The sequence below is a fragment of the Bradyrhizobium sp. BR13661 genome, assembly GCF_029892425.1.
Taxonomy (GTDB): Bacteria; Pseudomonadota; Alphaproteobacteria; order Rhizobiales; family Xanthobacteraceae; genus Bradyrhizobium.
Genome location: NZ_JARXWB010000049.1, coordinates 17,086 through 44,082, shown reverse-complemented (window position 1 = coordinate 44,082; position 26,997 = coordinate 17,086). Strand labels below are relative to the sequence as shown.

Sequence of the window (26,997 nt, the reverse complement as noted above, 5' to 3'; positions counted from 1 at the left end):
GGAGACCGGGCCGGATCACGGCGTCAAGCGCCAAGGACCCAACGGCTTCCCGCCCACCGCCATCATGACAGACTTTCCACACACAGGGACCCAGGGTGATGTGCGGAAGGTGAGAACGTCTGGGCCCCGGCTCAGCAGCGCATCACCATAGCGCGTCGAAGACGCGCGTGACCGCGCTTTTGGTGCTGCGCTGCGTCCGGGGCACGAGACGGCGGCCTTACGCCACCGCTTCCTTGGCCTTTTCCGCACGCTTGCGCTCGTTCGGATCGAGATGCTTCTTGCGCAGGCGGATCGACTTCGGGGTGACCTCGACGAGCTCGTCATCCTCGATATAGGCGAGCGCCTTTTCCAGCGTCATGCGGATCGGCGGGGTCAGGCGCACCGCTTCGTCCTTCGAGGTGGTGCGGATGTTGGTGAGCTGCTTGCCCTTGAGCACGTTGATCTCGAGATCGTTGTCGCGGGTGTGCTCGCCGACGATCATGCCCTTGTAGACCTTCCAGCCGGGCTCGATCATCATCGGGCCGCGGTCTTCCAGCTTGAACATGGCGTAGGCCACCGCCTCGCCCTGGTCGTTGGAGATCAGCACGCCGTTGCGGCGGCCCTGGATCTCGCCCTTGTACGGGGCATAGCCGTGGAACAGGCGGTTCATGATCGCGGTGCCGCGGGTGTCGGTGAGCAGTTCGCCCTGATAGCCGATCAGGCCACGGGTCGGCGCGTAGAACACCAGGCGCAGGCGGTTGCCGCCCGACGGCTTCATCTCGACCAGCTCGGACTTGCGCTCGCTCATCTTCTGCACGACGACGCCGGAATGCTCCTCGTCGACGTCGATCACGACCTCCTCGATCGGCTCCATGGCGCCGCCGGTGGCTTCGTCCTTCTGGAACACGACGCGCGGACGCGACACCGAGAGCTCAAAGCCCTCGCGGCGCATGGTCTCGATCAGGATTGCGAGCTGCAATTCGCCGCGGCCGGACACTTCCATCGCATCCTTGTCCGACGCTTCGACGACGCGCAGAGCGACGTTGCCCTCGGCTTCGCGCAGCAGACGGTCGCGGATCATGCGGCTCGTCACCTTGTCGCCTTCGGTGCCGGCGAGCGGCGAGTTGTTGACGATGAACGACATCGACACGGTCGGCGGATCGATCGGCTGGGCCGGCAGCGGCACCTCGACGGTCGGATCGCAGAAGGTGTCGGCGACGGTGCCCTTGGTCAGGCCCGCGATGGCGACGATGTCGCCGGCTTCGGCTTCCTCGAGCGGCGTGCGCTCGAGACCACGGAACGCCAGGATCTTGGTGATGCGCCCGGTTTCAACCAGCTTGCCGTCGGCATGCAGCACCTTGACCTGCTGGTTCGGCTTGAGCACGCCGGACGAGATGCGGCCGGTGATGATGCGGCCGAGATAGGGGTTGGCCTCGAGGATGGTGCCGATCATGCGGAACGGGCCTTCCTCGACCTTCGGCGGCGCGACGTGGCGCAGGACCAGGTCGAACAGCGGCTCCATGCCCTTGTCCTGCGGACCCTCGGGGCTCTCGGCCATCCAGCCCTGCTTGGCCGACCCGTAGAGGATCGGGAAGTCGAGCTGCTCTTCGCTGGCGTCGAGCGCCGCGAACAGGTCGAACACCTCGTTGATGACTTCGGTCGGGCGCGCGTCGGGGCGGTCGACCTTGTTGATGACGACGATCGGCTTGAGGCCGACCTTGAGCGCCTTGGAGACCACGAACTTGGTCTGCGGCAGCGGGCCTTCGGCGGCATCGACCAGCACCAGCGCGCCGTCCACCATGTTCAGGATGCGCTCGACCTCACCGCCGAAATCGGCGTGGCCGGGCGTGTCGACGATGTTGATGCGGGTGTCCTTCCACTGCACCGAGGCCGCCTTGGCCAGAATGGTAATGCCGCGCTCGCGCTCCAGATCGTTGGAGTCCATCGCGCGATCAGTCACCTTCTGGTTCTCGCGGAACGTACCGGACTGCTGGAGGAGCTTGTCGACGAGGGTCGTCTTGCCGTGGTCGACGTGAGCGATGATGGCGACGTTGCGGAGATTCATGAGTGAGCTTCTTTGCGGTCGGACAATGGGTTAAGCGCGATCTCGCCGGTCAAGCCGGGACCTCTTCACGGACAACGCTGGAAACGTGGAAAACGGGGCCTGCTACGCCCAAAAAGGAAACCCGGCCATATCGACCGGGTAGCCTATGCGTTTGCGCCGCAATATAGGGAAAAAACGCCAAAAAACAATGCGTTCTTTCGGGGTTGGTTGATTGAATTTTGCCCGGGAATCCCCGGGGCTTAGGCGTATCCCGGGCCAAACCGGTCCTTTGTTCGCCGGGCCAGCCGTCCCGATCAGCCCTGGACAGTGCGGCCCGGCTCCTCGGTCGGATAGACCCCGCGCAGCACCTCCTCGAAGTGCATTTTCACGGCATCGTTGCAGAGGCAGGCACGCAAGCGCAGGCCGTCATGATTACGGACCAGGATCGAGCCGCGGCGGGTATCGAGCACGCCTTCGGCCTTGAACGATTGCAGCACGCGGCTGGCATAGCTGCGCCCGACACCGAGCAAGGTGGCGAGCTGCTCATGCGTGAGCGGCACGCTGCTTTCGTCGCCGGTGCGCTCCATCGCCGCGATGATCCATTTCGCCGTGCGCTGCTCGATCGAGTGGATGGCGTTGCAGGCGGTCGACTGGAAAATCTGCGCCAGCATGCAGTCGGCGTAGCGGGCGAAGATGTTGCGCAGCGAGACCGAGCGCGCCTTGGCTGCGTCCAGCTTGCCGACGTGAATGCGCGCAAAAGGGCCGCCGAATTTCACGCAGATGCGGGTATAGGCCGGCAGAAATCCCTCGCTGACGATGCCGCCCACCGCGCCCTCGCGGCCGACCAGAATGGTCTCGACGTCGCGGCCGTCCTCATTCGGAACGAGAAACGTCGCCAGCGACGGCCCGCAGGGAAAGTGCACGACCTGGACATCGTCGCCGGGATTGTAGAGCAGATGACTGGCGCTGACGTCGTCGACGGCAATATGTGGCGCGATCAGCGCATAGTCCGCTGCATTCAAACGCCGCAGCAGATTGTTGGCGGGGCGGCTTTCGATCTCGCTTGTCTTGCTGGTACGCGCATCCATGGCAAACTCCCTGTCCTCCTCTCGACACTAGCCAGTCCCGTCCACGGGCTGTGTGCACAAGTGGACAGACGTCAAAACTGTTCTGTGGTGAGTTTCGTTCCGGGAACCCTCGGATGCGCTGGGCGCAGGCATCGGCATGAGGCTGTCCAGATCGGTATAGAAATGCAGCCCTCGATAGCCAGGATCATGATACCTGTTACCCCGGACGGCACAGCCGACATGCCTGCCGATGTGCTGATCGTCGAGGACGATCCGATCATCGCCATCGACTTCGAGGATCGTCTGCTCGGCTTTGGCGTGGGAAGCGTGCGCACGGTGGGGTCGGTGGCGCAGGCGCTGCAAGCGATCGCAAGGCGCGCGCCCGACTTCGCGCTGCTCGATGTCGAGCTGATCCGCGAAAAGAGCTTTGCGATCGCCGAGCGGCTCGCAGCACTGGAGATTCCGTTCGTCTTCGTCACCGGCTATGGCGCGGAGACCGGTATCCCTGCGCAATTTGCCGCGCGTCCGCGGCTGCAAAAGCCGTGCTCCAGCGATGCGCTGGAGGCGGCGTTGCAGACCCGCGGCGCGTGACGGCGTGTCAGCGTCAGGCGAATTTCGGATCGAGCGTGGTCGACCACAGTGCGACGTCGGCGCGGTCGCGCAGCGTCACCGTCATCTGGCCCGAGGCACCATCGATCTTGACGTGACCGAAGAACTGCATGCCTGCTGACGGCGGCAGGTTCTGCTTGTCGAGGCCGGGCGCCTTGATGAAGCGCACCTCGGGGCCGAACGTGTTGTCGAGCTCGTTCGGACCGAACGTGCCGGCGTGCAGCGGACCCGAGACGAATTCCCAGAACGGCTCGAATTCCTGGAATTGCGCCTTGTTCGGATCGTAGTAATGCGCGGCGGCGTAATGCACGTCGGCCGTCAGCCACACCGTGTTCTTGATCGGCGCCATCTTGATGAAGCGCAGGATGTCGGCGATCTCGAGCTCGCGGCCGCGCGCCGGGCCGTCGCCTTGCGCGAAGGCCTCCGAGCCCTTCTTGTTGGTCGCATCATCATAGACGATTAGGCTGAGCGGCATGTCGGAGGCGATCACCTTCCAGGTCGCGCGCGAATTGAGCAGGCCACGCTTCAGCCAGGCCATCTGCTCGGGCCCGAGGAAGTAGCTGGCCGGGCCGTACTCGGTCTCGAGGTTGGCGCCGTTCGGGCCGCGATAGCTGCGCTCGTCAAGCACGAACACGTCGAGATGCGGGCCGTAGGAGATCTTGCGATAGACCCGGCCCGGCTCGACGATGCTCTCGCGCATCGGATACATCTCGTGGAAGGCGCGGCCGGCGCGGGCCGCGAGCAGCGAGATGTCACGCACCTTGTAAGTCGAGGGCAGGTCCTTCGACAGCGACCAGTTGTTGGTCACCTCGTGATCGTCCCATTGCACGAAGATCGGCACCTCGGCGTTGAAGGCGCGGACGTTGTCGTCGGTGAAATTGTATTTGTGCGCGGCGCGGTACTCGTCCAGCGTCTCGGCGACCTTGGCCTTCTCGGGGATGGTGACGTTCTTCCAGATCTTGCCGTCGGCAAGCTTCACTTCGGACGGGATCACGCCGTCGGCGTAGATGGTGTCGCCGGAATGCAGCAGGAAATCCGGCCGGTGCTTGCGCATGGCGTCGAAGGTGACCATGCCGCCGTCATCGGGATTGATGCCCCAGCCCTGGCCGGCGACGTCGCCACCCCAGACGAAGCTGACGTCGCGGCGGTCGGCCGGCGCGGTGCGGAAGCGGCCGACCACCGGCTCGCCTTCGACCGCGGTGTGGGCGAGATCGCGGAAGCGGACGCGATAGAAGATGTCCTGTCCGCCGGGCAGATTGTCCACCAGCATCTTCGCGGTGAAATCGCTCTCCGGCAGCGCCGCGATCGGCGGCAGCTTGCGGGCATCCTTGAAGGTATCCGTCGTCGCCACCTCGACCAGCATCTGCGCGGGCCGGTCGGTGCGCGCCCACACCACGCCGCCGTCGACGGTGACGTCGCCGGATTGCACGCCATGGGTGACCGACGGCCGGTCGGCCGCGCGCGACAGATGCGGCATCGCGAGCGCGCCGAGCGCACCGGCGCCGGTGGTGAGGAAACGACGGCGGGAGAATTTGATCTTCATGGGGGAGCCTCGATTGGCGCGAGGGACGGTCGCCATGCGGCGACCGCTACGATGAAGTCAGACGCTATATTGAGACAATGTGACGCGGCAATTACGCGCACAAGCGCTTATGCGTTGCCGGCGGCCCGGAATTGCGCGCCGGTGCGCTGCAGGTTTTGCGGCAGGCTAAGCAGCACCGCCTTGCGGTCGGCGACCGCGGCGTGGAATTGATCGAGCGCGATATTGAAGGCGGCCAGCGCACCTTCCTCGATGGCGCCATGATCGAAGCAGCGCAGCGTGTCGCGCAGGATCTCGTCGGCCTCGGCCTGCATCTGGTCGAGCTCGTCGGCGGTCTCGCTCTTGCGCGCTGCGGCCAGCATGTCGAGCAGGCGTTCGCGTAAGTGGCTGTTGTTGTCGCGCTCGTCCTTTTTCAGATAGCCCGCGAACCACGCGCCGAGCGAGCCCGTGGCCGAGAGCGCCATCAGGCTCCACCAGATGTAATCGCTGTATTTGTCGAGGAAGGTCTTTTCCTCGCCGTCGACGAAGGCGGCCGCGCCGGGATGGACGGGGATGACCGCATCCTTGTCGGTGTCGGGCGTCTCGATCTTCGCAGCCTGCGGGAAGTCGGTCAGCAATTGCTGGCGCACGGCGAAGAGCTGCCGGGTGAAGGCCGCAACCGTGGTCTCGGACAGGCCTTTCCGCGCCACGATGTGGTGCGAGAAGCTGATGGTCTTGACCTCGTCGTCGGGACGATCGGGCGAGCCGCCATAGGTGCCGGCGGGAATTTCCGAGGCTTCATAGACCGGATGGTTCTGCGCAATCGCATCGGCCGAATCGATCGCGAGAAATGTCGGTGTGCCCCCATCCTTAGCGGTGGCGGCGATCGCATCCGCCGTGATCTTGCTGCTGACGGGGCCGGCCGCGAGATAGACGTCCGCCTTCTGGGCCTTGATCGCCTCGGCGACTTCGCTCGCCGGGAATTGCACGATGTCGACCTTGGCGGGATCGACGCCGTATTGCTGCAGGATCACCTTGAGCAGATTGACGTTGGCCGGCGTGCGGCCAACCACGCCGACGCGATGGCCGGCGAGCTGCGCGATCTTAGTGATCTTCGCGCCTTTCCTCTTGCCCTTGCCCGGCACCGACCAGATCACCACGACGTTCTTGCGCAGCGTTGCGACGGCTTGCGCGTTTTTGGGGACGTCGAGATCGCCGCGAACGATGGCGAGATCGGCCTTGCCTTCGGCGAGCAGATCGGCGCTGGCGGTGGCGCCGTCGGTCTGGATCGGGCGCAGCCGCACAGAGCCCTTGCTTTGCGCAAAGGCCTGCGTCAGCGTCTGCACCACCTTGACGTCGTCGCTGTTGGCGGGACCGACTGCGATCTTCAGCGTCACTGGTCGCATTGCGAAATAATAGCCACCCACCAAGGCGCCGACGACGGCCAGCACCAGCGCTAGGGACACGAGTGCCGTCTTCCGCGCCGCGGATCGCGGCGAAGGCGGAGAGGGCATCTCGGCCAGGTTGGATTCCCCGGTCATCGATCTCCCGAACAGTCGCTTCAGGCTCAGTTTCATCTTGGCCGGCGATTTACGCCCGCAACTGTAGCAAATTTCTTGCCCCGAGGGGTTACATCTCCGTCATGGTTAGCGGATCGGCCCAAATCCGGTCTGGATCCCACACCGTAAGCACGGTGTTAGGGTAAAGTTCCCCTGAAAACGGAGGCGATCATGGCTGAACTTCTATCGGCGGATGCACGCAAGCAGGCACTGGGCACCCTCCCGGGCTGGACCGAGCTCCAGGGCCGCGACGCCATCGGGAAAACCTTTGTCTTCAAGGATTTCAACGAGGCCTTCGGCTTCATGACCCGGGCGGCGCTGGTCGCGGAGAAGATGGATCACCACCCGGAATGGCGCAACGTCTACAAGACGGTCGAGGTGGTGCTGTCGACCCATGATGCCGGCGGCGTGACGAAGCTCGATATCGCGCTCGCCACGGTGATGAACACGATTGCCAAGCTGACGCAGGGATGACGTCTTGCGGGCCACCGCCAAATCCCCATCTTGTGATCGTCGTCGGATGCGGCCTTCTGCCGCGCCGCCTTGAGCGGGAGTTTGCAAAGATGGCTGCCGAACACAGTGTCGGCTTCGAGCCGGCCGATCGGCTCGCGGAAGATCGTGACAGCGTGCGCCGCCGCTTCTGGCGCAAGCTGAAGCGCGTCGTTGCGCACCTGCCGTTCGCCGAGGATCTGCTCGCCGCCTATTACTGCGCGTTCGATCGCCAGACGCCGCGCCACGTCCAGGCGTCGCTGCTGGGCGCGATCGCCTATTTCATCCTGCCGTTCGACTTCATTCCGGACGTGATGCCGGTGCTCGGCTTCACCGATGATGCCGCGGTGCTCGCCACCGCCATTCGCATGGTCGCCAGCCATATCACGTCGGATCATCGCGACGCCGCCCGCGCCGCGCTGAAGCGCGGGGTGGATGAGGCGGAAGCGGCGCAATAAGACGGAAGAGATTCGCTATCTCTTCTCCGCCCGCGCCTTTTCCGCATCCCACGCCTGGAATTGCTTGAACAGCGTTTCCCTGTCCGCGTCCGATACTTTCGCTGCCGCGGGACTCTGTTTCAGGAATGCCTCGAAGCGCTGCTGCGTCACCGGCTCGACGCCGTGCCGGTCGAGCCATTGCTGCGCCACCGGCAATCGGCTCCAGCCCGCCAGCGGAGCCGCGAGCGACACCTCTTTCCATTTGGGATGGAAGGGCGGGTTCTGAAGCGCCGGGAATTTCGTGAAGAAGGCGTCCACGAACAGCGCGAGCTTGCGATAGCGCTCGGTGTTGGGCGCCCAATTGTAGGCCGCGAGCACCGCAGGCACCGCGATCGTGTCCACGCTCTCGCCGTCCTTGATCAGGTTGGGATAGTCCTTCGCGGTCAGCGTCGCCGGCAGATAGTCGTTCTGGAGCGGCTTTGCGTAGTCGACCTTCGCGAGATGGAAGCGGCCATCATTGCTGAAACTCGAGACCGACTTGTACGGCTTGCCGCCGACGACGATCACGGCGTCGATCTCGCCGGCCTTCAGCTTCTCCATCGCGATGCGCTGCTCGACATAGACGAATTTGGCCTTGATCCCGAGCCGTTCGAACACGGTCAGCGCCGTGACGAAGGTGCCGCCGTTCGGCAGGTCGACGCTGACCGTTTTGCCTTCGAGGTCTTTCAGCGTCGCCACCGATTTCGGCGCGATCACCTGCATCTCCTCATTGTAGAGCTTGGTCACATAGGTGAACTGCCGCTTGATGTCCTTGGCAAAACCCTTGCGTTCGAGGTAGTCGAGCGTATCGGCGCGCACGACACCGAGGTCGACGCCTTGCAGGAACAGGATGTCGGCGACGCTCTGCACCGAGCCGCGGCCGACGATCGGCAGCACGCGGATCTTGTTGCCGTCGTCGAGGACGGAGGCAAGGTCGGCGCCGAACTGAACATAAGTGCCGCCGATCGTGCCGGTGATCAGCGTCACGGTGTTGGCGTTCAGCGCCTGCTTGGTCGAGCTCGAGCCGAACTGGAAGATGGCCTTCAGGCTGTCGGAGACCTTGGCCGGATCATATTCGGTCTGCTCGGCGCGGGCCGCGAAGGCACAGATCGTCGTGATGGCGACAAGCGCCATTTTCAAAGCGTAACGCATGATGTCCCCTGAAGAGTTCTAGTTCGATAGCTGAGCCAGGCGCTGCTGCGCCTCAGGCGATCCGAGAGTTGCAGCCTTCTGGTACCAGTCGCGTGCCGCGCTCGCGTCGGCATTGACGCTGCGCGTGTCCCTGGTGCCGAGCACGGCTGGATCATAGGTCCGCGCCAGCAGAAGTGCGGCTGTCGCATCGCCCGCGCTGGCGGCACGTTCGAGCAGCAGCCGCGCGGCGGCGATGTCGCCAACGCCGAGGAGGTTCTTTGCGCGCGTCATCAGCCCTGTCAGTGTCTCGGCGTCGAGTGTCTTGACCGGCGAAGGTGGAGGCGGGGCGGGCTGCATCACGGCAACGGGCACAGGCGTTTGGGCTTGCAACGCACTCTGATAGGCGGTCGCGATCGCCTCACGGCTGGGCGGCGACGGGACCGGCAGGTTCTGCAGGTCGGCGCTCGCCAGCGTCGTGTTGGTGACGCGAGCGGAGTCCTTGAGCGGGATCTGCCGCACAACTTGCGGAGTGGCCGGTGCCGCGGGCTGGTCGGGCGCTGCGCCGCTCGCGCTGGCCGCGACGAGGCCGCGCAGATCGGATTGATACAGCGCGCCCAGGATTGCCAGCGCCGATATCGCCAGAACGGCGAGAGCGCGCGGGACGATTTTGGGGCGCAGCACCTGCGGCGCAAATTCGCGCGGGTCCGGCTCACCGAGCGGGTCGGACAGGAAAAGAGGAATCGGATCGTCCCTTGAAAGATCGGCGCGCTCGGCACGCGCGCGAATGTAGGACGCGGTCGACGGAAGTGGCGTGACGAGATTGGAGTCGAGCGCCCTCGACCCCCTGGACGGACGGGATGCCGTCGTCTCCATGGTGATGCTCCCCATTACTGACGCAACGCGAGGGCCTTCCCGGCTTCAGTCTTCTTGTTGTTGTCCAGAAGCGCCCCGCAAACTGGAACCCGTAAATCGCAATTCGAATCAGCCCAAAAGACGACGGCCGTTGGCGCGATCAGGGAGATATTTGGGTTTGATTGGGGCGAGGCGGCGGAGTGCACCGCAATTTCAGCGCGAATGATTGAAGAGAGAACAACGAAAATGGCCGGGACGAGCCCGGCCATTGAAACGATTTGAAACGGCAGTCGCCGCCGCCATCGGCGCGCCTCAGTCGTTCACGGATGCAGGATCACCTTGCCCATGGCCTGGCGTCCAGCGAGCACCTTCAGTGCGTCGGCGGTTTGCGCCAGCGGGAAGGTGCGGTCGACATGCGAGGAGATCTTTCCTTCCGCCGTCCACTTCACCAGCTTCTCGAGATTGGCGCGGTTCTTGGCCGGGTTGAGCCGGGTCCAGGCGCCCCAGAACACGCCACGGATATCGCAGCCCTTCAGCAGCGCGAGGTTCAGCGGCATCTTGGGAATGTCGCCGGCGGCGAAACCGATGACGAGGAAGCGGCCCTCCCAGGCGATCGAGCGCAGCGCCGCTTCCGCATAGGCACCGCCCACGGGATCGAAGATGATGTCGACACCCTTGCCGCCGGTGAGCTTTTTCAAGCCTTCTTTCAAATCTTCCTTGCCGTAGTTCAGCGTCAGCTCGGCGCCGTGTGCCTTGGCGAATTCGAGCTTCTCCTCGGACGAGGCGCACGCGATCACCTTCAGCCCCATCAGCTTGCCGAGCTCGCAGGCGGCAAGGCCGGTGCCGCCGGCAGCGCCGAGCACCGCGAGCGTCTCGCCCGGCTTTGGGCTGGCGCGGTCTTCCAGCGCGTGCAGCGCGGTGCCGTAGATGATGATGATGCCGGCCGCGCGGTCGTAGTCGAGGTTATCAGGAATCTTCACGATCCCTGCCGCCGGCAGCGCGATCTTCTCGCGCGCGCCATTGTGGCCGCAGGAGGCGACCACGCGATCACCGACCTTGAGATCAGTGACGCCGGGACCGATGCTCTCGATCACGCCCGCAACTTCGGCGGCGGGCGAGAACGGGAACGGCGGCTTGATCTGGTACTTGCCCTGAATCATCAGGATGTCGAAGAAGTTCAGCGCCGCCGCCTTGATCGCGATCACGGCCTCGCCGGGACCAGCCACCGGATCCGGCACATCGGCGAGCACGAGATCGTCGGGCTGGCAATATTGCGAGCAGAGGATGGCTTTCATGGCGGCACCTTGGGGCGTTTCGAGGTGAAGTTATGGTTGGCCCGTTTCTGCCGGATTTACCGCGGCCGGACAATCCAGATTCTTTGCTAGACGTTATGTTCGGCCTATCCTCGTCATTGCGAGCGAAGCGAAGCAATCCAGACTATTTCCGCAGGACGGATTCTGGATTGCTTCGCTGCGCTCGCGATGACGGAGTGCGTGGAAACAGCGAGGATTCAAACGATGTTTGAAACAGGTCTGCTCAAGGGAAAGCGCATCCTCGTCACCGGCGGCGGCTCGGGCCTCGGTGCTGCGATGGGACGCCGATTCCTCGCGCTCGGCGCCGAGCTCGTGATCTGCGGCCGCAAGCTCGACCGGCTCGAAGCAACTGCGAGCGAGATGCGCAGGGAGACCGGCGGCAAGGTCACGACATCAGCCTGCGATGTTCGCGACGGCTCCGCCGTCGACGCGATGATGGATGCGATCTGGCGCGAGGCGCCGCTCGACATCCTCGTCAACAACGCGGCCGCGACCTTCATCGCGCAGAGCGAGCATCTGTCGTTTCGCGCGGCCGATGCGATCCTGGCGCCGACGCTGCATGGCGCGATGTATTGCACGCTCGCAGCCGGCAAGCGCTGGATCGACGGCAAGCACGATGGCGTCGTGCTCTCGATCCTGTCGACCTCGACCATCACCGGCCGCGCCTTCACCGTCCCCTCGGCGATGGCGAAATCCGCGGTGCTGGCGATGACCAAGAGCCTCGCGGTCGAGTGGGGCCCGAAGGGCATCCGCACCGTCGCGATCGCGCCGGGACCGTTCCCGACTGCAGGCGCATCGGGACAGCTCCGCCCCGAGGGCCGAGACGAAGGCTGGACCACCCGCAATCCGATGGGACGGGTCGGCGAGCATAGCGAGCTTGCCGACCTCGCCAGCTTCCTGGTCTCGGACCGCGCCGGGTACATCAATGGCGAGATGGTGGTGATCGACGGCGGCGCGCATTTGCGCAGTTCCGGCGCCGAGGATTTGCTCCGCTGGACTGATACGCAATGGGCCGAGCAGCGCGCCGCGAGGTCCAAAGCCTGACCGTGTTTCCCCGCTAACTGCCTTCCCAAATTGAACTTTCCCGGCTATCCCTGCGCGGGGACAAATCGCCGCCGGGCCATCTTCCAGTCACAATATTGAGGGAACCACACCAGCATGTGGCGGGCGCTCTTTTTGGCTTTGATGATTGGCGTGACGGCGTGGGGATTGAGTGATTCCGCGCTGGCACAGTCGGCGCAACCTGCGCCGAAGGCTGCTGCAAAGCCAGCCCCGGCGGCCGCCGCCAAGACGGCGGCCAAGCCCGAGAGCAAGCCGGTCGCTCCTGCCGCGGCAGTTGCGGGTGGCGCGGAGCCAACGTTGATTGGCCAGTTCGGCACCTGGGGCGCCTATTCGGCGACACCCAACGGCAAGAAGGTCTGCTTTGCGCTGGCCAAGCCCTCGTCGTCGAAGACCAATCCGCCGAACCGGCCGCGCGATCCCGCCTATGCTTTCGTCTCGACCCGGCCGGCCGAGAAGGTGAACAACGAAGTCTCGGTCATGATCGGCTACGCGCTGAAGCCGGGCTCGGAATCCTCGGTCGAGGTCGGCGGCGCTGCGTTCGCGATGTATACGCAAGGCGACGGCCTCTGGATCAAGAACGCGGCCGAGGAGGAGCGGATGGTCGAAGCCATGCGCAAATCCGCCGACCTCGTGGTCAAGGGCGTTTCGGCCAAGGGGACGGAGACGACCGACACCTTCTCGCTGAAGGGCCTCGCCCAGGCGCTCGACAAGATCGCCCAGGATTGCAGACGATAAGCTTGCCGGCGTTAAGGCTGCGGTCGATAAGGTCGCAATCGGCGGTTCCGGTTGCTATATAAGCCCGGTTCCAGATTTCTTCCGTCATTCCGGGGCGATGCGAGCATCGAACCCGGAATCTCGAGGTTCCGGGTTCAGCTCTTCGAGCTGACCCGGAACGACCACAGCAATTAGGCCTATCAATGCAACCGACGACCGAGCCGCGCGACGCAATCCTGGTGGAGAAAACTCCACTCGAAACCTATGTGCCGCCGGCGAAGCCATCGCTGATCGGCCTGTCGCGCACCGAGCTTGCCGATCGGCTCGGCGAGATCGGCGTCGCGCCGGCGCAGCGCAAGATGCGCGTGCAGCAACTGTGGCACTGGCTCTATTTCCGTGGCGCCCAGAGCTTCGACGACATGACCTCGATCTCGAAGGGCATTCGCGCCGAGCTCGCGCAGCATTTCACCGTCGATCGGCCCGAAGTCGTGGCCGAGCAGATCTCCAACGACGGCACCCGCAAATGGCTGCTGCGTCTGCCGAGCGGCGACAATGTCGAGCGCGCCCATGAAGTCGAGTGCGTCTACATTCCCGAGACCGACCGCGGCACTCTCTGCGTCTCCTCGCAGGTCGGCTGCACGCTCAACTGTTCTTTCTGCCACACCGGCACGCAACGCCTGGTGCGCAACCTCACTGCCGGCGAGATCGTGGGCCAGATCATGGTCGCGCGCGACCGCCTCAATGATTGGGCCGATCGCGAGGACGGCACGCGCCGGGTCACCAATGTCGTGATGATGGGCATGGGCGAGCCGCTCTACAATTTCGACGCGGTGCGCGATGCGCTCTTGATCGTCGGCGACAATGAAGGCATCGGCATCTCCCGCCGCCGCATCACGCTGTCGACCTCGGGCGTGGTGCCAAACATCGTGCGCGCCGGCGAGGAGATCGGCGTCATGCTGGCGATCTCGCTGCATGCCGTGCGCGACGAGCTGCGCAACGAGCTGGTGCCGCTCAACCGCAAATATCCGATCAAGGAGCTGCTGCAGGCCTGCCGCGATTATCCCGGCGCCTCGAACGCGCGCCGCATCACCTTCGAATATGTGATGCTCAAGGGCGTCAACGATTCGCTCGACGATGCAAAATTGCTGGTGAAGCTGCTCAAGGGCATTCACGCCAAGATCAATCTGATCCCGTTCAATCCCTGGCCCGGCACGGCCTACGAATGCTCGGATTGGGACCAGATCGAAAAGTTCTCCGAGTATATTTTCAACGCCGGCTATTCCTCGCCGGTGCGCACCCCGCGTGGCCGCGACATCCTCGCCGCCTGCGGTCAGCTCAAGTCGGAGACGGAGAAGCTCAGCGCGCGCGAGCGACAGGCGCTGCGCGCCATGGCGATGACGGATTGATCATGCGCACGGTCTCCGCGCGCGTCATGGCCGGGCTTGACCCGGCCATTTATGTTTTGAGTTCGTCATTCCGGGGCGCGCGAAGCGCGAACCCGGAATCTCGAGATTCCGGGTTCGGTGCTACGCACCGCCCCGGAATGACGGTGGGACTCAAAGGGGCTGCCAGATGTCCCTGATCGGCCGCCTCATCGTCATCTTCTTCGGCTTTCTCGCTGCCTGTTTCGTCGGCGGCATGATCGTCGTCGTCGCACTGCTGTTTCCGGAGTTCGCCGATCTCGGCGCGGGTCCTGTCGACCAGGGCACGATCGACATCCTGCTCGGCTTCGGCTTCATCTTCGTCTCGGGTTTCGCGCTGGTGCCGGCGGCGGTGATCGTTGCGATCACGGAAGCGCTCTACATCCGCAGCGCGCTGGCCTATGCCGTCGGTGGCGGCCTTGTTGGCCTCGCCTGCTATCTCGGGCTGATCCCGTTCCACCCTGACACGTTCCAGTTTGAAGGCATCGTGCGTCGGCATCTGGAGATCATGACCGGTGCGGGCATCGTCGCCGGCGCCGTCTACTGGCTGATCGCCGGCCGCAACGCCGGCGCCTGGCGCATCCCGTCACCCCCGCGCCGGCCGCCTCCGCCGCTGCCGTCGAACTCAAGGCCGGATGCGCGGTGACACTTTCTTACCCTCCCCTGGAGGGGGAGGGTCGCTTCACATTGAGCGTAGCGAAAATGTGAAGCGGGGTGGGGTGACGGTCTCTCCGCGTCGAACAGTCCCAGTGTTGAGAGATCACCCCACCTCGCTCGCGCTGCGCGCGATCGATCCTCCCCCTCCAGGGGAGGATGAGTACTTCCGATGGGGTTTCCATCCCCGTCCCACTCCGCTAAACCGCGCGCCATGAACCGGACCGGACTCTTCATCGCCCTGGCGCTGTGGCTCGTGATCGGCGTCGTTTTCGGCCTCTATCCCGAGCTCGATCTCAAGCTCGCGGCGCTGTTCTTCGATCCCGCGACCAAAACCTTTCCGATCAAGCTGAACGAATGGGCCGGCTTTGCGCGCGACGCTGCGATGTGGGTGTCCTGGGCCTTCGTGCTGCCGTCGCTGGTTGCGCTCGTGGTCAAGATGATCAGGCCCGATCGTCCCTTGATGGTGTCGGGCCGCGCGATCGTGTTCCTGCTGGTCACGATCATCCTGTCGGCCGGCATCCTCACCAACCTCACCTTCAAGACCTATTGGGGCCGGCCGCGGCCGGTGGTGGTGACCGAGTTTGCCGGCGACCAGCAATTCGTGCCGTGGTGGGATCCGCGCGGCGATTGTACGCGCAACTGCTCGTTCTTCTCCGGCGAAGGCGCCACCGCGTTCTGGACGCTGGCACCGGCCGCGCTCGCGCCGCCGCAGTGGCGGCCGCTCGCCTATGCCGGCGCGGTGGTGTTCGGCGCCGCGACCAGCGCCCTCCGCATGGCCTTTGGCGGGCACTTCTTCACGGATGTTGCGACCGCCGGCCTCGTCACCTTCGTGGTGATCTGGTTCGCTTTCGCGTTTGTCTACCGCTGGCCGCGGACCCGGTTCTCGGACGAGGCAGTCGATGCCGCCCTGACCCGGCTGAACATGCCGGCCTACCGGCTCCGCAAGCGCCTGTTCGGCCGCAAGACGGGCCCGGCGCCGTCGATCTGAGCCATTAAATGCGTGCCGAGGCCTGCGAAATTTGATATTCGCGCGGTCAAACCATCCCATCTGTCAGCCCCTTGAGACCCGATTGGAAGCGCCATGACCACGATCCTGAAGAGCCTGCCCAAGGGTGAGAAAGTCGGTATCGCTTTTTCGGGCGGTCTCGACACCTCGGCGGCACTGCTCTGGATGAAGCAGAAGGGCGCGCGCTGCTACGCCTATACCGCCAATCTCGGCCAGCCCGATGAGGCCGATTACAACGAGATCCCGCGCAAGGCGGAAGCGTTCGGCGCCGAGAAGGCCGTGCTGGTCGATTGCCGTATGCAGCTCGTCCACGAGGGCATTGCCGCGATTCAGTCCGGCGCCTTCCACATCTCGACCGGCGGCATCACCTATTTCAACACCACGCCGCTCGGGCGCGCTGTCACCGGCACGATGCTGGTCGCGGCGATGAAGGAAGACGGCGTCAACATCTGGGGCGACGGCTCGACCTTCAAGGGCAACGACATCGAGCGCTTCTATCGCTACGGCCTGCTGACCAATCCATCCTTGCGCATCTACAAGCCCTGGCTCGACCAGCAGTTCATCGACGAGCTCGGCGGCCGCGCCGAGATGTCGGCCTTCATGACCGCGCAAGGCTTCGCCTACAAGATGAGCGCCGAGAAGGCGTATTCGACCGACAGCAATCTGCTCGGTGCCACGCATGAGGCGAAGGATCTCGAAAGCCTCGACAGCGGCATCAAGATCGTCAACCCGATCATGGGCGTGCCGTTCTGGCGTGACGACTGCGTCGTGAAGGCCGAGACGGTCGTCGTGCGTTTCGAGGAAGGCCAGCCGGTCGCGCTCAATGGCAAGACCTTCTCTGATCCCGTCGCGCTGTTCCTCGAGGCCAATGCCATCGGTGGCCGCCATGGCCTCGGCATGAGCGACCAGATCGAGAACCGCATCATCGAGGCCAAGAGCCGCGGCATCTACGAGGCCCCCGGCATGGCGCTGTTGCACATCGCCTATGAGCGCCTCGTCACCGGCATCCACAACGAGGACACCATCGAGCAGTACCGCATCAGCGGCATGCGCCTCGGACGTCTGCTCTATCAGGGGCGCTGGTTCGACTCGCAGGCCCTGATGCTGCGCGAGACCGCGCAACGCTGGGTCGCGCGCGCCGTCACCGGCGAGGTGACGCTGGAGCTGCGCCGCGGCAACGACTATTCCATTCTCAACACCGAGAGCCCGAACCTCACCTATGCGCCTGAAAGACTCAGCATGGAGAAGGTCGAGGACGCGCCGTTCACGCCGGAGCACCGCATCGGCCAGCTCACCATGCGCAATCTCGACATCGCCGACACGCGCGCCAAGCTCGGTCTCTATGCGAAGACCGGACTTCTCTCGGGCAGCGAAGGCTCGCAGATCTTCCGGCTCGAGAGCGACAAGGACTGAGACGTCTCGTGTCCCGGACAAGCTGCAACGCGCAAGCGTTGCGGCGCCGAGCCGGGACCCAGGATCCATCCGCAGTTTCGCTTTGGCTTCTGGGCCCCGGCTCTGCAGCGCCTAAAGCGCGTTTACGCGCGTCTTCGACGCGCTATGGCGCTGCGTCCGGGGTACAAGAACATCAAACAAGAATGGCCGGGATCCCTCCCGACCATTTCGCATTTGTGGGTAGTCGCCTCAGCGCGGCGGCGCGGAGCCGGGACGCTGACGGCAGCGCATCATGGCGTGCTGTGGAGTGTCGGCGCGCGCGTCAGTCTTGCGTGTGTGATAAAAGTATGCAACCTTGGCGTCATTAGACTGGCAATGTCCTCGCGCAAAATCGCCCAAGGCAACGGCTGATCTTCCCGCGTGAGATGCGTCGGCGTCGACGAGCGAGGAGGGTTCACCATGGCGCTCCCTGTTTTCTCCTGCCCCGTTCATGTCATGGGGGATCTGTCCTACTGGTGGTATGTCTATCAGTACGCGACGACGTCGAACCCCGCTGCAAACATGTCACCTGCGGCCATCATCTGCCCGCAGCACCCCAACGCGGACACCGACGTCAAGAGAGCGATACAGTACGCCGCCGCCAACGGCATCGGGATCGCGGTGCGAACGGGCGGCCACGCCTATTCCGGAACTTCGTCGACATCCAGCAACAACATCCAGCTCGATCTGAGCGGAGCCTACAACGACTGGGATTACGACGCGCAGACTGGCCTGCTGCGCCTCGGCATCAGCTACTCGCTGCTGGAGTTCAACACCAGGCTGCGGCAAGCCGGCCTCTTCATGCCGACCGGCCAGTGCTACAACGTGCATGTCGGCGGTCATGTCCAGACCGGCGGCTACGGCCAACTGGCCCGCGCCTTCGGATTGTTCAGCGACCAAATCGTGTCGTTCGAGATATTCCTGGCCGACGGCACCAAGAAGACGGTTGCCGTCGACAGTGCCGTGCAAGCGGACAAGGATCTCTTCTTCGCAGTGCTCGGCGGCGGCCCCGGCAACTACGGCATAGTCACCCACGTCACGATCCGCCCGCGCAAGGATGCGGATCACAAATATTCGCGCGCGTACAAATACGTCATTCCGTACGATCCGAGCCTCGACCATGGCGTCCTCGTGCAACTGTTCGATCTGGTCCGGGAGTGGGAGAACGCGCCGGGCGACTATGATTTCTGCTTCACGGTCGCGTCCGCGGAGGACGAGTTCCTTGAGAACTTCCTGGGCGTCGCTTCGCGCGACGATTTCATGATCACGTATTTCGGGGGCAAGAACGCGCCGTCGCCCCTGAGTGCCCTGCTGGTCTATTTTCAGTACTCCAACATCGACAACAGATCCGACACCTATGACCCTTCGTGGTGCCAGAAGATCAAGACGATCCTCGCCAGCGCGAAACATGGTTCGACGGCCTGGGAGCGATTGAAGGAGTGGGCCGAACAGGAGCTCATCGATCTGTCGACCACGCTGCGCGATGACGGCGTCATCACACCGATCTCGCAAAGCGTCACCGAGCTCTGGACTTACCATGGCACGCGCGAATTCAACTATCCGTTCCTGAAGAATGGCCAGGTTACCGACAAAGTTGCCACGCCCGACTGGTCCGAATGGGCCGCGACCCGGATCGACAAGATGGTCGGACGCAGCGGCGATGGACTCATGGTGTTCGTCCAGTGCCAGAATTTTGGCGGCGCGAATTCAGCGGTCACGAAGAATGGCCAGCGTAAGCAAACGGCTTACGCATGGCGCGACACCACCATCGGCTACAATATGGACGTCTTCTTCAACACGAGCAGGAAGAACGCCTCGGAGCTCGCGGCGGAATGGCAGGACGCCAACATCTCCGAAGGCGTCGGGCCGAACGGCAAGTTCTCTGCGGACGATCACCGCTGGTTCTGGGCCAGCCACGGTGACCTCGACATGAGCAAGGTCTGGCCGTTCTACTATTCCAAGAGCGACTATGAGAAGTGTTGCAAGGTGAAGCAGACGGTCGACCCGAATGGCATTTTCACCGCCAACACCTTTGTTGTGGGCTACACGCACCAAACGGCGCCGAAGCATCTTGCCGCTTCGCCGGGTGATGCAGCCATCGCGCCCCAGGCCGGCGAGATACCGGACGACGAGACATACGCCAGGGCGCGCGCCGCCGCCGCCGTGTTGCGGGCCCGGGAAAAAGGCATCGCCACGATCCAGCTGCTGCGGCGCGGGGCCGGACGTCGAAGCGACAGGTCGTTGCCCGACGAAAGCCTGCCCCGGAGCTGATTCGGCGAGAGCACGCGGCTGGTGTCCGAAGCGACCGCAAACAAAAATGGCCGGGATTGCTCCCGGCCATTTTGCATTGGTGGATGTCGCCTCAGCGCGGCGGCGTGGTACCGGGCGGGGGCGGCGGCAGCGAGGCCGTACCACCGTTGAGCAGCGGCGTGATGCGGCGGATGGTGACGCGCCGGTTGATCCGGCTCGGGCCGTCGGTCTGCTCCTTCAGGTACTGCCTGCCGTAGCCCTGCGACGTCAGGTTCTCGGCGGGCACGCCGAATTGCTGGGTCAGCAATTCAGCCGCCGACTGCGCGCGGCGATCCGACAGCGACAGATTGTCGACGTCGTTGCCGACCGCGTCGGTGTGGCCCTCGATCAGGAACACCTCACGCGGGTTGGCCTGGATCGCACGGTTGAGGCCGTCGGCGATCGTCTGCAGCCGCGCCGCCTGGTCCGGCGGAATGGTCCACGATCCCGTCTCGAAGTTGATCGTGTTGACGTCGATGCTCGGCATCGTCATGCGGACATTCGGTGAGTAGCGGATCTCGTCGAGCGAGTAGCGCCGCTCGATCCGCTGCACCGGTGGGGCCCGCATCGTCTCGTAGATCACGTCAGGCGTGGCCTCCTGGGCGTCGACGATGTAGCGATCGTAGGGGATGCTCACGATCGGCGGCGGCACGTCGACATAGAAGCCGCCGACCGCGCGCGGATCGCGATAGCTGTTGTCGATGATGATGATCTCGCGCCCGCCGGGGTCCCTGCGGATGCGACGCAGCAGCGACCCGTCCGGGCCGACCACGGTGATCACCTCGCTGCCGTCAGGACGGATCACGACGGTGCGGGTCTCGCCGCCGATGGTCTCGGTGCGAATGTCGCGGGCGCCGTAGCGGAAGCGATAGAGATCGTTGCCGCGGACATATTCCTGCCCGCCCGGATCGCGGATGATGATGCGATCCGGCTCGGTGTAGACGGTGCGGCCGCCTTCGACGATCTCCTGCCGCTGATTGCGGTAGTCGGCGATGGTGGCACCGATCACGGCACCGGCCACCACGCCTGCACCGAACGCAAGCGGTGTCAGGTCACGCTGCTGCGGGCGCGGCGGCGGCGGCAGCGGCGTGGTGGTGGTAGGCGCGGCGCGGAAGGCCGGCGCAACGGTCGGCGGCGCGTACTGAGCCTTGTCGGCCGGCGGAGCTGCCGCCGGCGTGGCGGGCACGACAGTCGGCGCCGCGACACCGGGCGGAGGAGCCGGAGGACGCGGCACGGCACCCGCCTGTGGTGTGGTGGGCGGCGTTCCGGCAGCGGGCGCGCCGGCCGGCGGCGCTCCAGCAGCAGGCGCACCTGCAGGCGGCGTTCCACCCTGACGTCCGGGAGGTGTCGTTGTCGCGCCACCGGGCGCGGGCGTTGCCGACGGAGCCGGCGTTGGCGCCGGTGCTCCCGCAGCCGGCGGAGCGCCAGGACGTCCGGGAGGCGTGGCGCCGGGCGCCGGCGTTGCGGTCGGGGCAGGAGACGGAGACGGAGACGCCGTCGGGCGGGGCGACGGCGCAACGGGCGTCGGCGTCGGCGTTGCCGCCGGGGCCGGCGTTGGCGCCGGTGCTCCCGCAGCCGGCGGAGCGCCAGGACGTCCGGGAGGCGTGGCGCCGGGCGCCGGCGTTGCGGTCGGGGCAGGAGACGGAGACGGAGACGCCGTCGGGCGGGGCGACGGCGCAACGGGCGTCGGCATCGGCGTTGCCGCCGGGGCCGGCGTTGTCGTGGGCGCAGGCCGCACCGCAGGGGCTGCGGACGGCGGTGTGGCTGCGGCCGGCGGAGATGTCGGGGTGGGCGCCGGATGCGTCGGTGTTGCCGTGGGCGCCGGGAGGGGCGCTGTCGGAGCATGCTGCTGCGGAGCCGGCGGGGGTGGCGGAGGCGGTGTCGGCGCATGCTGCTGCGGGGCCGCGGCCGGAGGCGGCGTCGGCGCCTTGGGTGCGGCAGGCGGTGGAGGCGGCGGAGGTGCCTGATGGGTCGCGGGCGGCGGCGGAGGTGGAGGCGGCGGCGCCGGGTGTGTCGGCGCAGCAGCCGGAGGAGGCGGGGCGGGCGGATGCGGCGGCGCAGCCACAGGGGGCGGTGCGGCCGGTGCCTTGGGCGCAGCAGGTGGCGGCGGCGGCGGTGGCGGTGGTGGCGGTGGTGGCGCCGCCGGGCGCGCGGCGGGCGGCGCCGGCGGCGCCTTCGGCGCTTCCTTCGGAGGCTGCTTCGGTTTTCCGTCAGGGCCTAATTCTGGCTGGGCCTGCGCGACCACGAGCGGCGGCGCGCTTTGCGCGTGCGATGCGGAGCTTGCGAATTGCATCGCGGTCAGGGCCGTCGTGGCAAGCAGCACGAAACGAAGGTTGGTCATGTCGAGAAATTCCCCGGAAGGTTCTTTGACGAGTGAAGTGGGGTGATGAACAGCTACGCGTTAGGCCGGATTGTGGCGGGTGAAGACATTGCGTCGCGATTTATTTCTGCATGCAAATCATGTCACGCGAACAACGTTCATTGCGCATTCAGGCGTGAGTCGCAATCGCATCACATCTGATCCTGCGACGAATTGGCATCCGTCGCGGGGTTCGGTGCGACCGGACCGCTCGGTCCGCGCGATGGAATCTCCTCAGGCCCGCGCCCCGGCAATTCATCGGGCGGCGGTGATTCGCCGGGCTCGCGCACCGGCGGCGCAATCTCGGGCTGCGGATTGCCCGGCGGAATTCCGGGCGGCGGCTCGGTCGGCGTGCCCGGTGTCGATGGCGGTATCTCCGGCGGTTCGATCGGCATCGGCATCACCGCGACCAGTTGTCAGGAGAACAACAACGATGATCTTGCGCCGATGTTCCGAGAGCATGATCCGGAAAAGTGTGCAGTGGTTTTCCCTCCCGACAAACGCGGAACGCGTTTGCGCGGAGATCATGCTCAAACAACAACCGGCACTATTCCGGCGTGTGGCAGACCGCCTCGATGTTGTGGCCATCAGGATCCAGCACGAACGCGCCGTAATAATTCGCGTGATAATGCGGGCGAACGCCGGGCGGCCCGTTGTCGCGGCCACCTGCGGCCATCGCAGCCTTGTAGAACGCATCGACCGTCGCGCGGTTCTTTGCTGATATCGCGACATGCACCGGCTTGTTCATCGCGCCTTTGCCGTCGATCCAGAAATCCGGCTTGCCACCGGCGCCGAATCCGGCTGCCGCGGCGTGACCGGTCTGCGCTTCCGTGACTTCCATGATCAGGCTGTAATCGAGCGGCGCCAGTGCCTTGCTGTAGAACGCTTTCGCCGCCTCGTAGTCGGAGACGGAGAGGCCCAAATGATCGATCATCGCATCCTCCGTGGTTGGCCGTCAGCGCGACAGGAACGTGTTGCTTCTTGTCTTGCGCGCGACGGCGAAGCCGCGCGCGACCATGTCAGCGATACAATCCTGCTGCCATTCGTTTTGTGACAGATGCTCGATCACGACTGCGCGCGGCCACAGCGATGGCGGCGCGTCGCGAAAGAAGCCGATCAGCACGCGGTCCTCAAAGCCCTCGACGTCGATCTTGAGCGAATCGACCTGTGTGACACCGGCTTCATCGAGGATCCGCGTCAGCCGCAGCGACGGCACCTTGATGGCCTCCGCGCTAGCCGCGCCGGTAACGACATGCGTGGCGCCGAGATTGCCGCCGCCGCTTTCGATCATCAGCTCGCCGTCGGCATCGCCGGCGGCAGCCTGCACCAGGCGCACCTGCGTCGCCTTCGATGCGGCATGGTTGAATGACAGCCGCGCGAATGTGAGGGGATGCGGTTCGATCGCGACCACCTTGCCATTGGCGCCGACCTGCCGCGCCATCACCAGCGCGAAGGTGCCGACATTGGCGCCGACGTCGACGAACGTGCCGCCGGCCTGCGTGTGCTTGCGCAGGAAATCGAGCTCGTCGATGTTGTAGTCGGGGTTGAACAGCGCGCCGCGTTCGGTGGCGCTGCCCTGATGATAGAAGCGGAACGAGGCGCCCTGATATTGCACGTCAACAGGGCCGCCGCGCAGCAGATTGACCAACCGCGACATCCACGGACGGAATGCGCCGCGCTTAAGGCCCGATCCCTGCGCGAGGCGGATCATCGCGGCCTGCGCAGTGTTCGGTGCAAACGCACCGAATGGCGCGGTCGAAAGGTCGTTGTCGGGCGTCAAGCAGGCGGTCCTCGTTGCAGGCGGCGCATGCATAGCCGGTTTTGCCGGGGACTCCAACGCTGCGCCGCGCGAGAAATTTACTCCGCGGCGCCGTTGCGCACCCGCCGTGGCCGCGCAGCGTGATGCAGCACCCGCGACAGCTCCTCCATCGAATAGGGCTTTTGGACGAGCTCGAAGCCGGCGACACCGTCCTGCGACAGGGCCTGGCTGTAGCCGGTGGTCAGGACAACAGGGACGCCGATGCCGCGGTCGCGGATCGCCTGTGCGAGATCGAGTCCGGTCATGCCGGGCATCACGACGTCGGAGAACACCACGTCGAAGCGATCGGGATCGCCGAGAAGCTCGGCGAGCGCGTCGGTGGCATTGTCGACCAGCGTGATGCTGTAGCCGAGCTCGGTCAGCCCGTCGGCGGCGAAATTGCCGAGTTCGATATTGTCCTCGACGACCAGGACCGACATGCCGCTGCCGGCGACTGCGGGCGCCGTGGTTGGCGCCGGGCTCCGCGGCAACAGATCGGCCGGCACGCGCGGCAGATAGAGCGAGAAGGTGCTGCCCTGGCCAACCTCGCTCATGACCGTTACTTCGCCGCCGGATTGCCGGGCGAAGCCGAATACCTGCGACAGGCCGAGGCCCGTGCCCTGGCCGACCTGCTTGGTGGTGAAGAACGGCTCGAAGATCCGGCCCAATTGCGCGGCGGGAATGCCGATGCCGGTATCGCTGACGGCGACGCAGACGAATCCAAGATTCTTCAAGATCGGGCTGCCCGAGAGATGCGCGAGCGTGTCGGGGACGGTCGTCGCCGCGTGCACCGTAAAGACGATTCGGCCCCTGCCTTGCATGGCATCGCGCGCGTTGGTGGCCATGTTGATCAAGGCCGTCTCGAACTGGCCGGCATCGGCGCTGACGAGGCAAGGCTCTGCCGGCAATTGCATGACGATCTCGATCGCCGGGCCGAGCAGCGTGGCGAGCATGTCGCGCAGCGACTGCATGCGCTCGCCGACATCGAACACTTCCGGTTTCAAGGTCTGGCGCCGGGCAAAGGCCAGCAGTTGCGACGTCAGCTTGGCCGCGCGCGCGACCGCCTCCGCAATTGCGTTGGTGTAGCGCTTGCGCCGCTCCTCGCTCAGTTGCGGCCGGTTCAACAGATCGACCGACGCTCGGATCACGGTCAGGAGGTTGTTGAAATCATGCGCGACGCCGCCGGTGAGCTGGCCCAGCGCCTCCAGTCGCTGGCTGTGCTTGAGCGCCTCCTCGGCCTCGCGCCGCTTGGCAGCTTCGAGCTGGAGATGCTGGGTGCGCCGGAAGGCGAAGGCGAGCAGGATGAACAGCAGCGCGGTCGCGGGCAGGCCGAACACCAGGTGCTGGCTCATGGTGGCGAGCCAACGCGCGCGGATCGCCGAGGTCTCGAGGCCGGCGCTGACATAGATCGGATATTCGGCGACGCGCCGGTAGCCGATGCGCCGCTCGATGCCATCAGACGGCCAGGCGATGGTCATGAACCCATGGTCGGGATGAACCGAGATGCTCCGCCCGACCGGGCCGTTCGGATCGAGCTGGAACTCGCGGTTGAGCCGCGGGAAATGCGCCAGCAGCACGCCGTCGGTGCGCCCCATCGCGAAGAAGCTGCCGGGGTCGGTGCCGATCCTGGCATAAAAGCTCTCGAAATATTCCGGCAGCACGGAGGCCTGGATCACGCCGGTGAAACTGCCGTCGTCGGACCAGCGACGGCGGCTGACGCCGAAGAAGCGCGCGCCCTGGTAGGGCGGACGCGGCGTCAGCGAGGCGCCGATATAGGTGCCGATGGTCTGGTCGACATGGGCGTAGAAGTAATCGCGGTCGGCAAAAACCTGCTCCGGCGGTGGTGAGGCGAGACTGTTGACCAGCGATTTCCCGTTGGCATCGAAGATCCAGGCCGATTTGAGCTGCGGCAACGAATCGGCGAGCTGCTTCAGGCGCCGGTGCAGCGCAGGCTCCCGCGAGCGGATGACGTCGTCGGGAAGGTCGCGCACGACCTCGTTGAGCTCGGCGAGGCTCCGGTCGATGGTCTCGAACACCTTGAGCGCATGCTCATGCGCGATTTCGAGCGAGCGATCGATCTCGCGATCGGCGACGTCGAGCGTCGAATTGTAGGAGATCGTGGAAGCGAAGACGAACAGCGCGACCGGCAGCGTCAGGGATGCCGCCATCATCCACTGCAAGAGTCTCAGCGAGTTGCGTTGTGCGCCCTGCACGGTCGCTCCGGTCCCAGACCGGAGAGCTTACTTGAACTTCCCGCCGGGAAGGAAGCAGCTTGTGGCGTGAACCTTCGGTTGTATTTTGCCGGTTCGCCCGCGCCGCGGTTCGTGGCAAATTTGAGTCAACCCGAATTTGAGTCGAACCAAATTTGAGTTGAACCAGGGCTGTCGAGGGGAACGACGCCCCGGCCGGAGCGGCCGGGAACCGTCGCAGGACATCCGCCTAGATCTGGCGCTCGACCATCTTGAGCTTGAGCTCGGCGATGGCTTCGGCCGGGTTCAGGCCCTTCGGGCAGGCCTTGGCGCAGTTCATGATGGTATGGCAGCGATACAGCCGGAACGGGTCCTCGAGATTGTCGAGCCGCTCGCCGGTGGCCTCGTCGCGCGAATCGGAGACCCAGCGGTTGGCCTGGAGCAGGGCGGCCGGACCGAGATAGCGGTCGCTGTTCCACCAATAGCTCGGGCACGAGGTCGAGCAGCAGGCGCACAGGATGCACTCGTAGAGGCCGTCCAGCTTCTCGCGGTCCTCGTGGCTCTGGCGCCACTCCTTCTGCGGCGTCGGCGAGGTCGTCTTCAGCCACGGCTCGACCGAGGCGTATTGCGCGTAGAAATTGGTCAGGTCAGGGACGAGGTCCTTCACCACCGGCTGGTGCGGCAGCGGATTGATCTTCACCGCGCCGTCCTTCACGTCATGCATCGAGCGGGTGCAGGCCAGCGTGTTCTGGCCGTCGATGTTCATGGCGCAGGAACCGCAGACGCCTTCGCGGCAGGAGCGGCGGAAGGTCAGCGACGGGTCGATGTGGTTCTTGATCCAGATCAGGCCGTCCAGCACCATCGGACCGCAATCATTGGTGTCGACATAATAGGTGTCGACGCTCGGGTTCTTGCCGTCGTCGGGATTCCAGCGATAGACGCGGAATTCGCGAACGTCGGTCGCGCCCGCGGGCTTCGGCCAGGTCTTGCCGCCGGATATTTTCGAGTTCTTCGGAAGTGCGAATTCAACCAT

Annotated in this window: 23 protein-coding genes; 10 read left to right on the top strand and 13 right to left on the bottom strand. The window is 65.0% G+C overall.

Translation table 11 applies throughout. The annotated features are described in order from the left end of the window. Nucleotides 1-217 precede the first annotated feature (217 nt). Both typA and M2427_RS40030 read right to left on the bottom strand, forming a co-directional pair. Nucleotides 218-2,044 (bottom strand): translational GTPase TypA, encoded by a 1,827-nt coding sequence (gene typA / locus M2427_RS40035; RefSeq protein WP_280712232.1) that lies wholly within the window; start codon nucleotides 2,042-2,044, stop codon nucleotides 218-220. A gap of 293 nt (nucleotides 2,045-2,337) precedes the next feature. Continuing rightward, nucleotides 2,338-3,111, bottom strand: a complete 774-nt coding sequence (locus M2427_RS40030) for a helix-turn-helix domain-containing protein (RefSeq protein ID WP_280712231.1) — start codon at nucleotides 3,109-3,111, stop codon at nucleotides 2,338-2,340. Between the two features lie 186 nt (nucleotides 3,112-3,297). Between M2427_RS40030 and M2427_RS40025 the strand changes: the two genes are divergently transcribed. Next, nucleotides 3,298-3,681, top strand: a complete 384-nt coding sequence (locus tag M2427_RS40025) for a response regulator (protein ID WP_280712230.1) — start codon at nucleotides 3,298-3,300, stop codon at nucleotides 3,679-3,681. Between the two features lie 13 nt (nucleotides 3,682-3,694). On the opposite strand, the gene M2427_RS40020 is transcribed toward M2427_RS40025, so the two are convergent. Both M2427_RS40020 and M2427_RS40015 read right to left on the bottom strand, forming a co-directional pair. After that, the gene (locus M2427_RS40020; protein WP_280712229.1) at nucleotides 3,695-5,242 is read right to left on the bottom strand and encodes an alkaline phosphatase D family protein; all 1,548 of its coding nucleotides are present in this window, start codon (nucleotides 5,240-5,242) and stop codon (nucleotides 3,695-3,697) included. 107 nt (nucleotides 5,243-5,349) lie between these two features. Beyond that, nucleotides 5,350-6,795 carry a TAXI family TRAP transporter solute-binding subunit gene (locus M2427_RS40015; RefSeq protein WP_280712228.1) on the bottom strand — a complete coding sequence of 482 codons (1,446 nt, stop codon included), beginning with the start codon at nucleotides 6,793-6,795 and terminating at the stop codon, nucleotides 5,350-5,352. A 153-nt stretch (nucleotides 6,796-6,948) separates the two neighbouring features. On the opposite strand from M2427_RS40015, the gene M2427_RS40010 reads away from it, so the two are divergent. Further along, nucleotides 6,949-7,251, top strand: coding sequence for a 4a-hydroxytetrahydrobiopterin dehydratase (locus tag M2427_RS40010; RefSeq protein ID WP_280712227.1), 303 nt, complete (start codon nucleotides 6,949-6,951; stop codon nucleotides 7,249-7,251). A gap of 89 nt (nucleotides 7,252-7,340) precedes the next feature. Then, the gene (locus M2427_RS40005) at nucleotides 7,341-7,724 is read left to right on the top strand and encodes a YkvA family protein (RefSeq protein WP_280712233.1); all 384 of its coding nucleotides are present in this window, start codon (nucleotides 7,341-7,343) and stop codon (nucleotides 7,722-7,724) included. A gap of 15 nt (nucleotides 7,725-7,739) precedes the next feature. On the opposite strand, the gene M2427_RS40000 is transcribed toward M2427_RS40005, so the two are convergent. The 3 genes from M2427_RS40000 to M2427_RS39990 form a co-directional block, all read right to left on the bottom strand. After that, nucleotides 7,740-8,894 carry a TAXI family TRAP transporter solute-binding subunit gene (locus M2427_RS40000; RefSeq protein ID WP_280712226.1) on the bottom strand — a complete coding sequence of 385 codons (1,155 nt, stop codon included), beginning with the start codon at nucleotides 8,892-8,894 and terminating at the stop codon, nucleotides 7,740-7,742. 18 nt (nucleotides 8,895-8,912) lie between these two features. Beyond that, nucleotides 8,913-9,746, bottom strand: coding sequence for a hypothetical protein (locus M2427_RS39995; protein WP_280712225.1), 834 nt, complete (start codon nucleotides 9,744-9,746; stop codon nucleotides 8,913-8,915). 299 nt (nucleotides 9,747-10,045) lie between these two features. Then, nucleotides 10,046-11,020: an NADPH:quinone oxidoreductase family protein gene (locus M2427_RS39990; protein WP_280712224.1), complete on the bottom strand. Its 975-nt coding sequence runs from the start codon at nucleotides 11,018-11,020 to the stop codon at nucleotides 10,046-10,048. A gap of 222 nt (nucleotides 11,021-11,242) precedes the next feature. On the opposite strand from M2427_RS39990, the gene M2427_RS39985 reads away from it, so the two are divergent. The 7 genes from M2427_RS39985 to M2427_RS39955 all read left to right on the top strand — a co-directional run bounded on the left by M2427_RS39985 (nucleotide 11,243) and on the right by M2427_RS39955 (nucleotide 19,600). Beyond that, nucleotides 11,243-12,082, top strand: a complete 840-nt coding sequence (locus tag M2427_RS39985; protein WP_280712223.1) for an SDR family oxidoreductase — start codon at nucleotides 11,243-11,245, stop codon at nucleotides 12,080-12,082. A 114-nt stretch (nucleotides 12,083-12,196) separates the two neighbouring features. Next, entirely contained in the window at nucleotides 12,197-12,835 is a 639-nt protein-coding gene (locus M2427_RS39980) for an invasion associated locus B family protein (RefSeq protein ID WP_280712222.1), read from the top strand. Nucleotides 12,836-13,017: 182 nt separating this feature from the next. Further along, nucleotides 13,018-14,220 carry a 23S rRNA (adenine(2503)-C(2))-methyltransferase RlmN gene (gene rlmN, locus M2427_RS39975; protein ID WP_280712221.1) on the top strand — a complete coding sequence of 401 codons (1,203 nt, stop codon included), beginning with the start codon at nucleotides 13,018-13,020 and terminating at the stop codon, nucleotides 14,218-14,220. Nucleotides 14,221-14,386: 166 nt separating this feature from the next. Then, the gene (locus M2427_RS39970) at nucleotides 14,387-14,881 is read left to right on the top strand and encodes a hypothetical protein (protein WP_280712220.1); all 495 of its coding nucleotides are present in this window, start codon (nucleotides 14,387-14,389) and stop codon (nucleotides 14,879-14,881) included. A gap of 222 nt (nucleotides 14,882-15,103) precedes the next feature. After that, complete coding sequence (locus M2427_RS39965) at nucleotides 15,104-15,880, top strand: phosphatase PAP2 family protein (protein WP_280712219.1); 777 nt, start codon at nucleotides 15,104-15,106, stop codon at nucleotides 15,878-15,880. Nucleotides 15,881-15,973: 93 nt separating this feature from the next. Further along, a complete protein-coding gene (gene argG / locus M2427_RS39960) occupies nucleotides 15,974-17,311 on the top strand; it encodes an argininosuccinate synthase (RefSeq protein ID WP_280712218.1) in 1,338 nt (445 codons plus the stop codon). Nucleotides 17,312-17,749: 438 nt separating this feature from the next. Further along, the gene (locus tag M2427_RS39955; RefSeq protein WP_280712217.1) at nucleotides 17,750-19,600 is read left to right on the top strand and encodes an FAD-binding oxidoreductase; all 1,851 of its coding nucleotides are present in this window, start codon (nucleotides 17,750-17,752) and stop codon (nucleotides 19,598-19,600) included. Between the two features lie 91 nt (nucleotides 19,601-19,691). Here M2427_RS39955 and M2427_RS39950 read toward each other — a convergent pair whose 3' ends face one another. The 6 genes from M2427_RS39950 to M2427_RS39925 all read right to left on the bottom strand — a co-directional run bounded on the left by M2427_RS39950 (nucleotide 19,692) and on the right by M2427_RS39925 (nucleotide 26,997). After that, on the bottom strand, nucleotides 19,692-21,959 hold the full coding sequence (locus M2427_RS39950) for an OmpA family protein (protein WP_280712216.1): 2,268 nt from the start codon (nucleotides 21,957-21,959) through the stop codon (nucleotides 19,692-19,694). A gap of 170 nt (nucleotides 21,960-22,129) precedes the next feature. Then, the gene (locus M2427_RS39945) at nucleotides 22,130-22,372 is read right to left on the bottom strand and encodes a hypothetical protein (RefSeq protein WP_280712215.1); all 243 of its coding nucleotides are present in this window, start codon (nucleotides 22,370-22,372) and stop codon (nucleotides 22,130-22,132) included. A 152-nt stretch (nucleotides 22,373-22,524) separates the two neighbouring features. Further along, a complete protein-coding gene (locus M2427_RS39940; protein ID WP_280712214.1) occupies nucleotides 22,525-22,911 on the bottom strand; it encodes a VOC family protein in 387 nt (128 codons plus the stop codon). Nucleotides 22,912-22,932: 21 nt separating this feature from the next. Beyond that, the gene (locus M2427_RS39935) at nucleotides 22,933-23,757 is read right to left on the bottom strand and encodes an FkbM family methyltransferase (protein WP_280712213.1); all 825 of its coding nucleotides are present in this window, start codon (nucleotides 23,755-23,757) and stop codon (nucleotides 22,933-22,935) included. Nucleotides 23,758-23,834: 77 nt separating this feature from the next. Further along, nucleotides 23,835-25,988 carry an ATP-binding protein gene (locus tag M2427_RS39930; RefSeq protein WP_280712212.1) on the bottom strand — a complete coding sequence of 718 codons (2,154 nt, stop codon included), beginning with the start codon at nucleotides 25,986-25,988 and terminating at the stop codon, nucleotides 23,835-23,837. Between the two features lie 226 nt (nucleotides 25,989-26,214). Further along, the gene (locus M2427_RS39925) at nucleotides 26,215-26,997 is read right to left on the bottom strand and encodes a succinate dehydrogenase iron-sulfur subunit (protein WP_280712211.1); all 783 of its coding nucleotides are present in this window, start codon (nucleotides 26,995-26,997) and stop codon (nucleotides 26,215-26,217) included.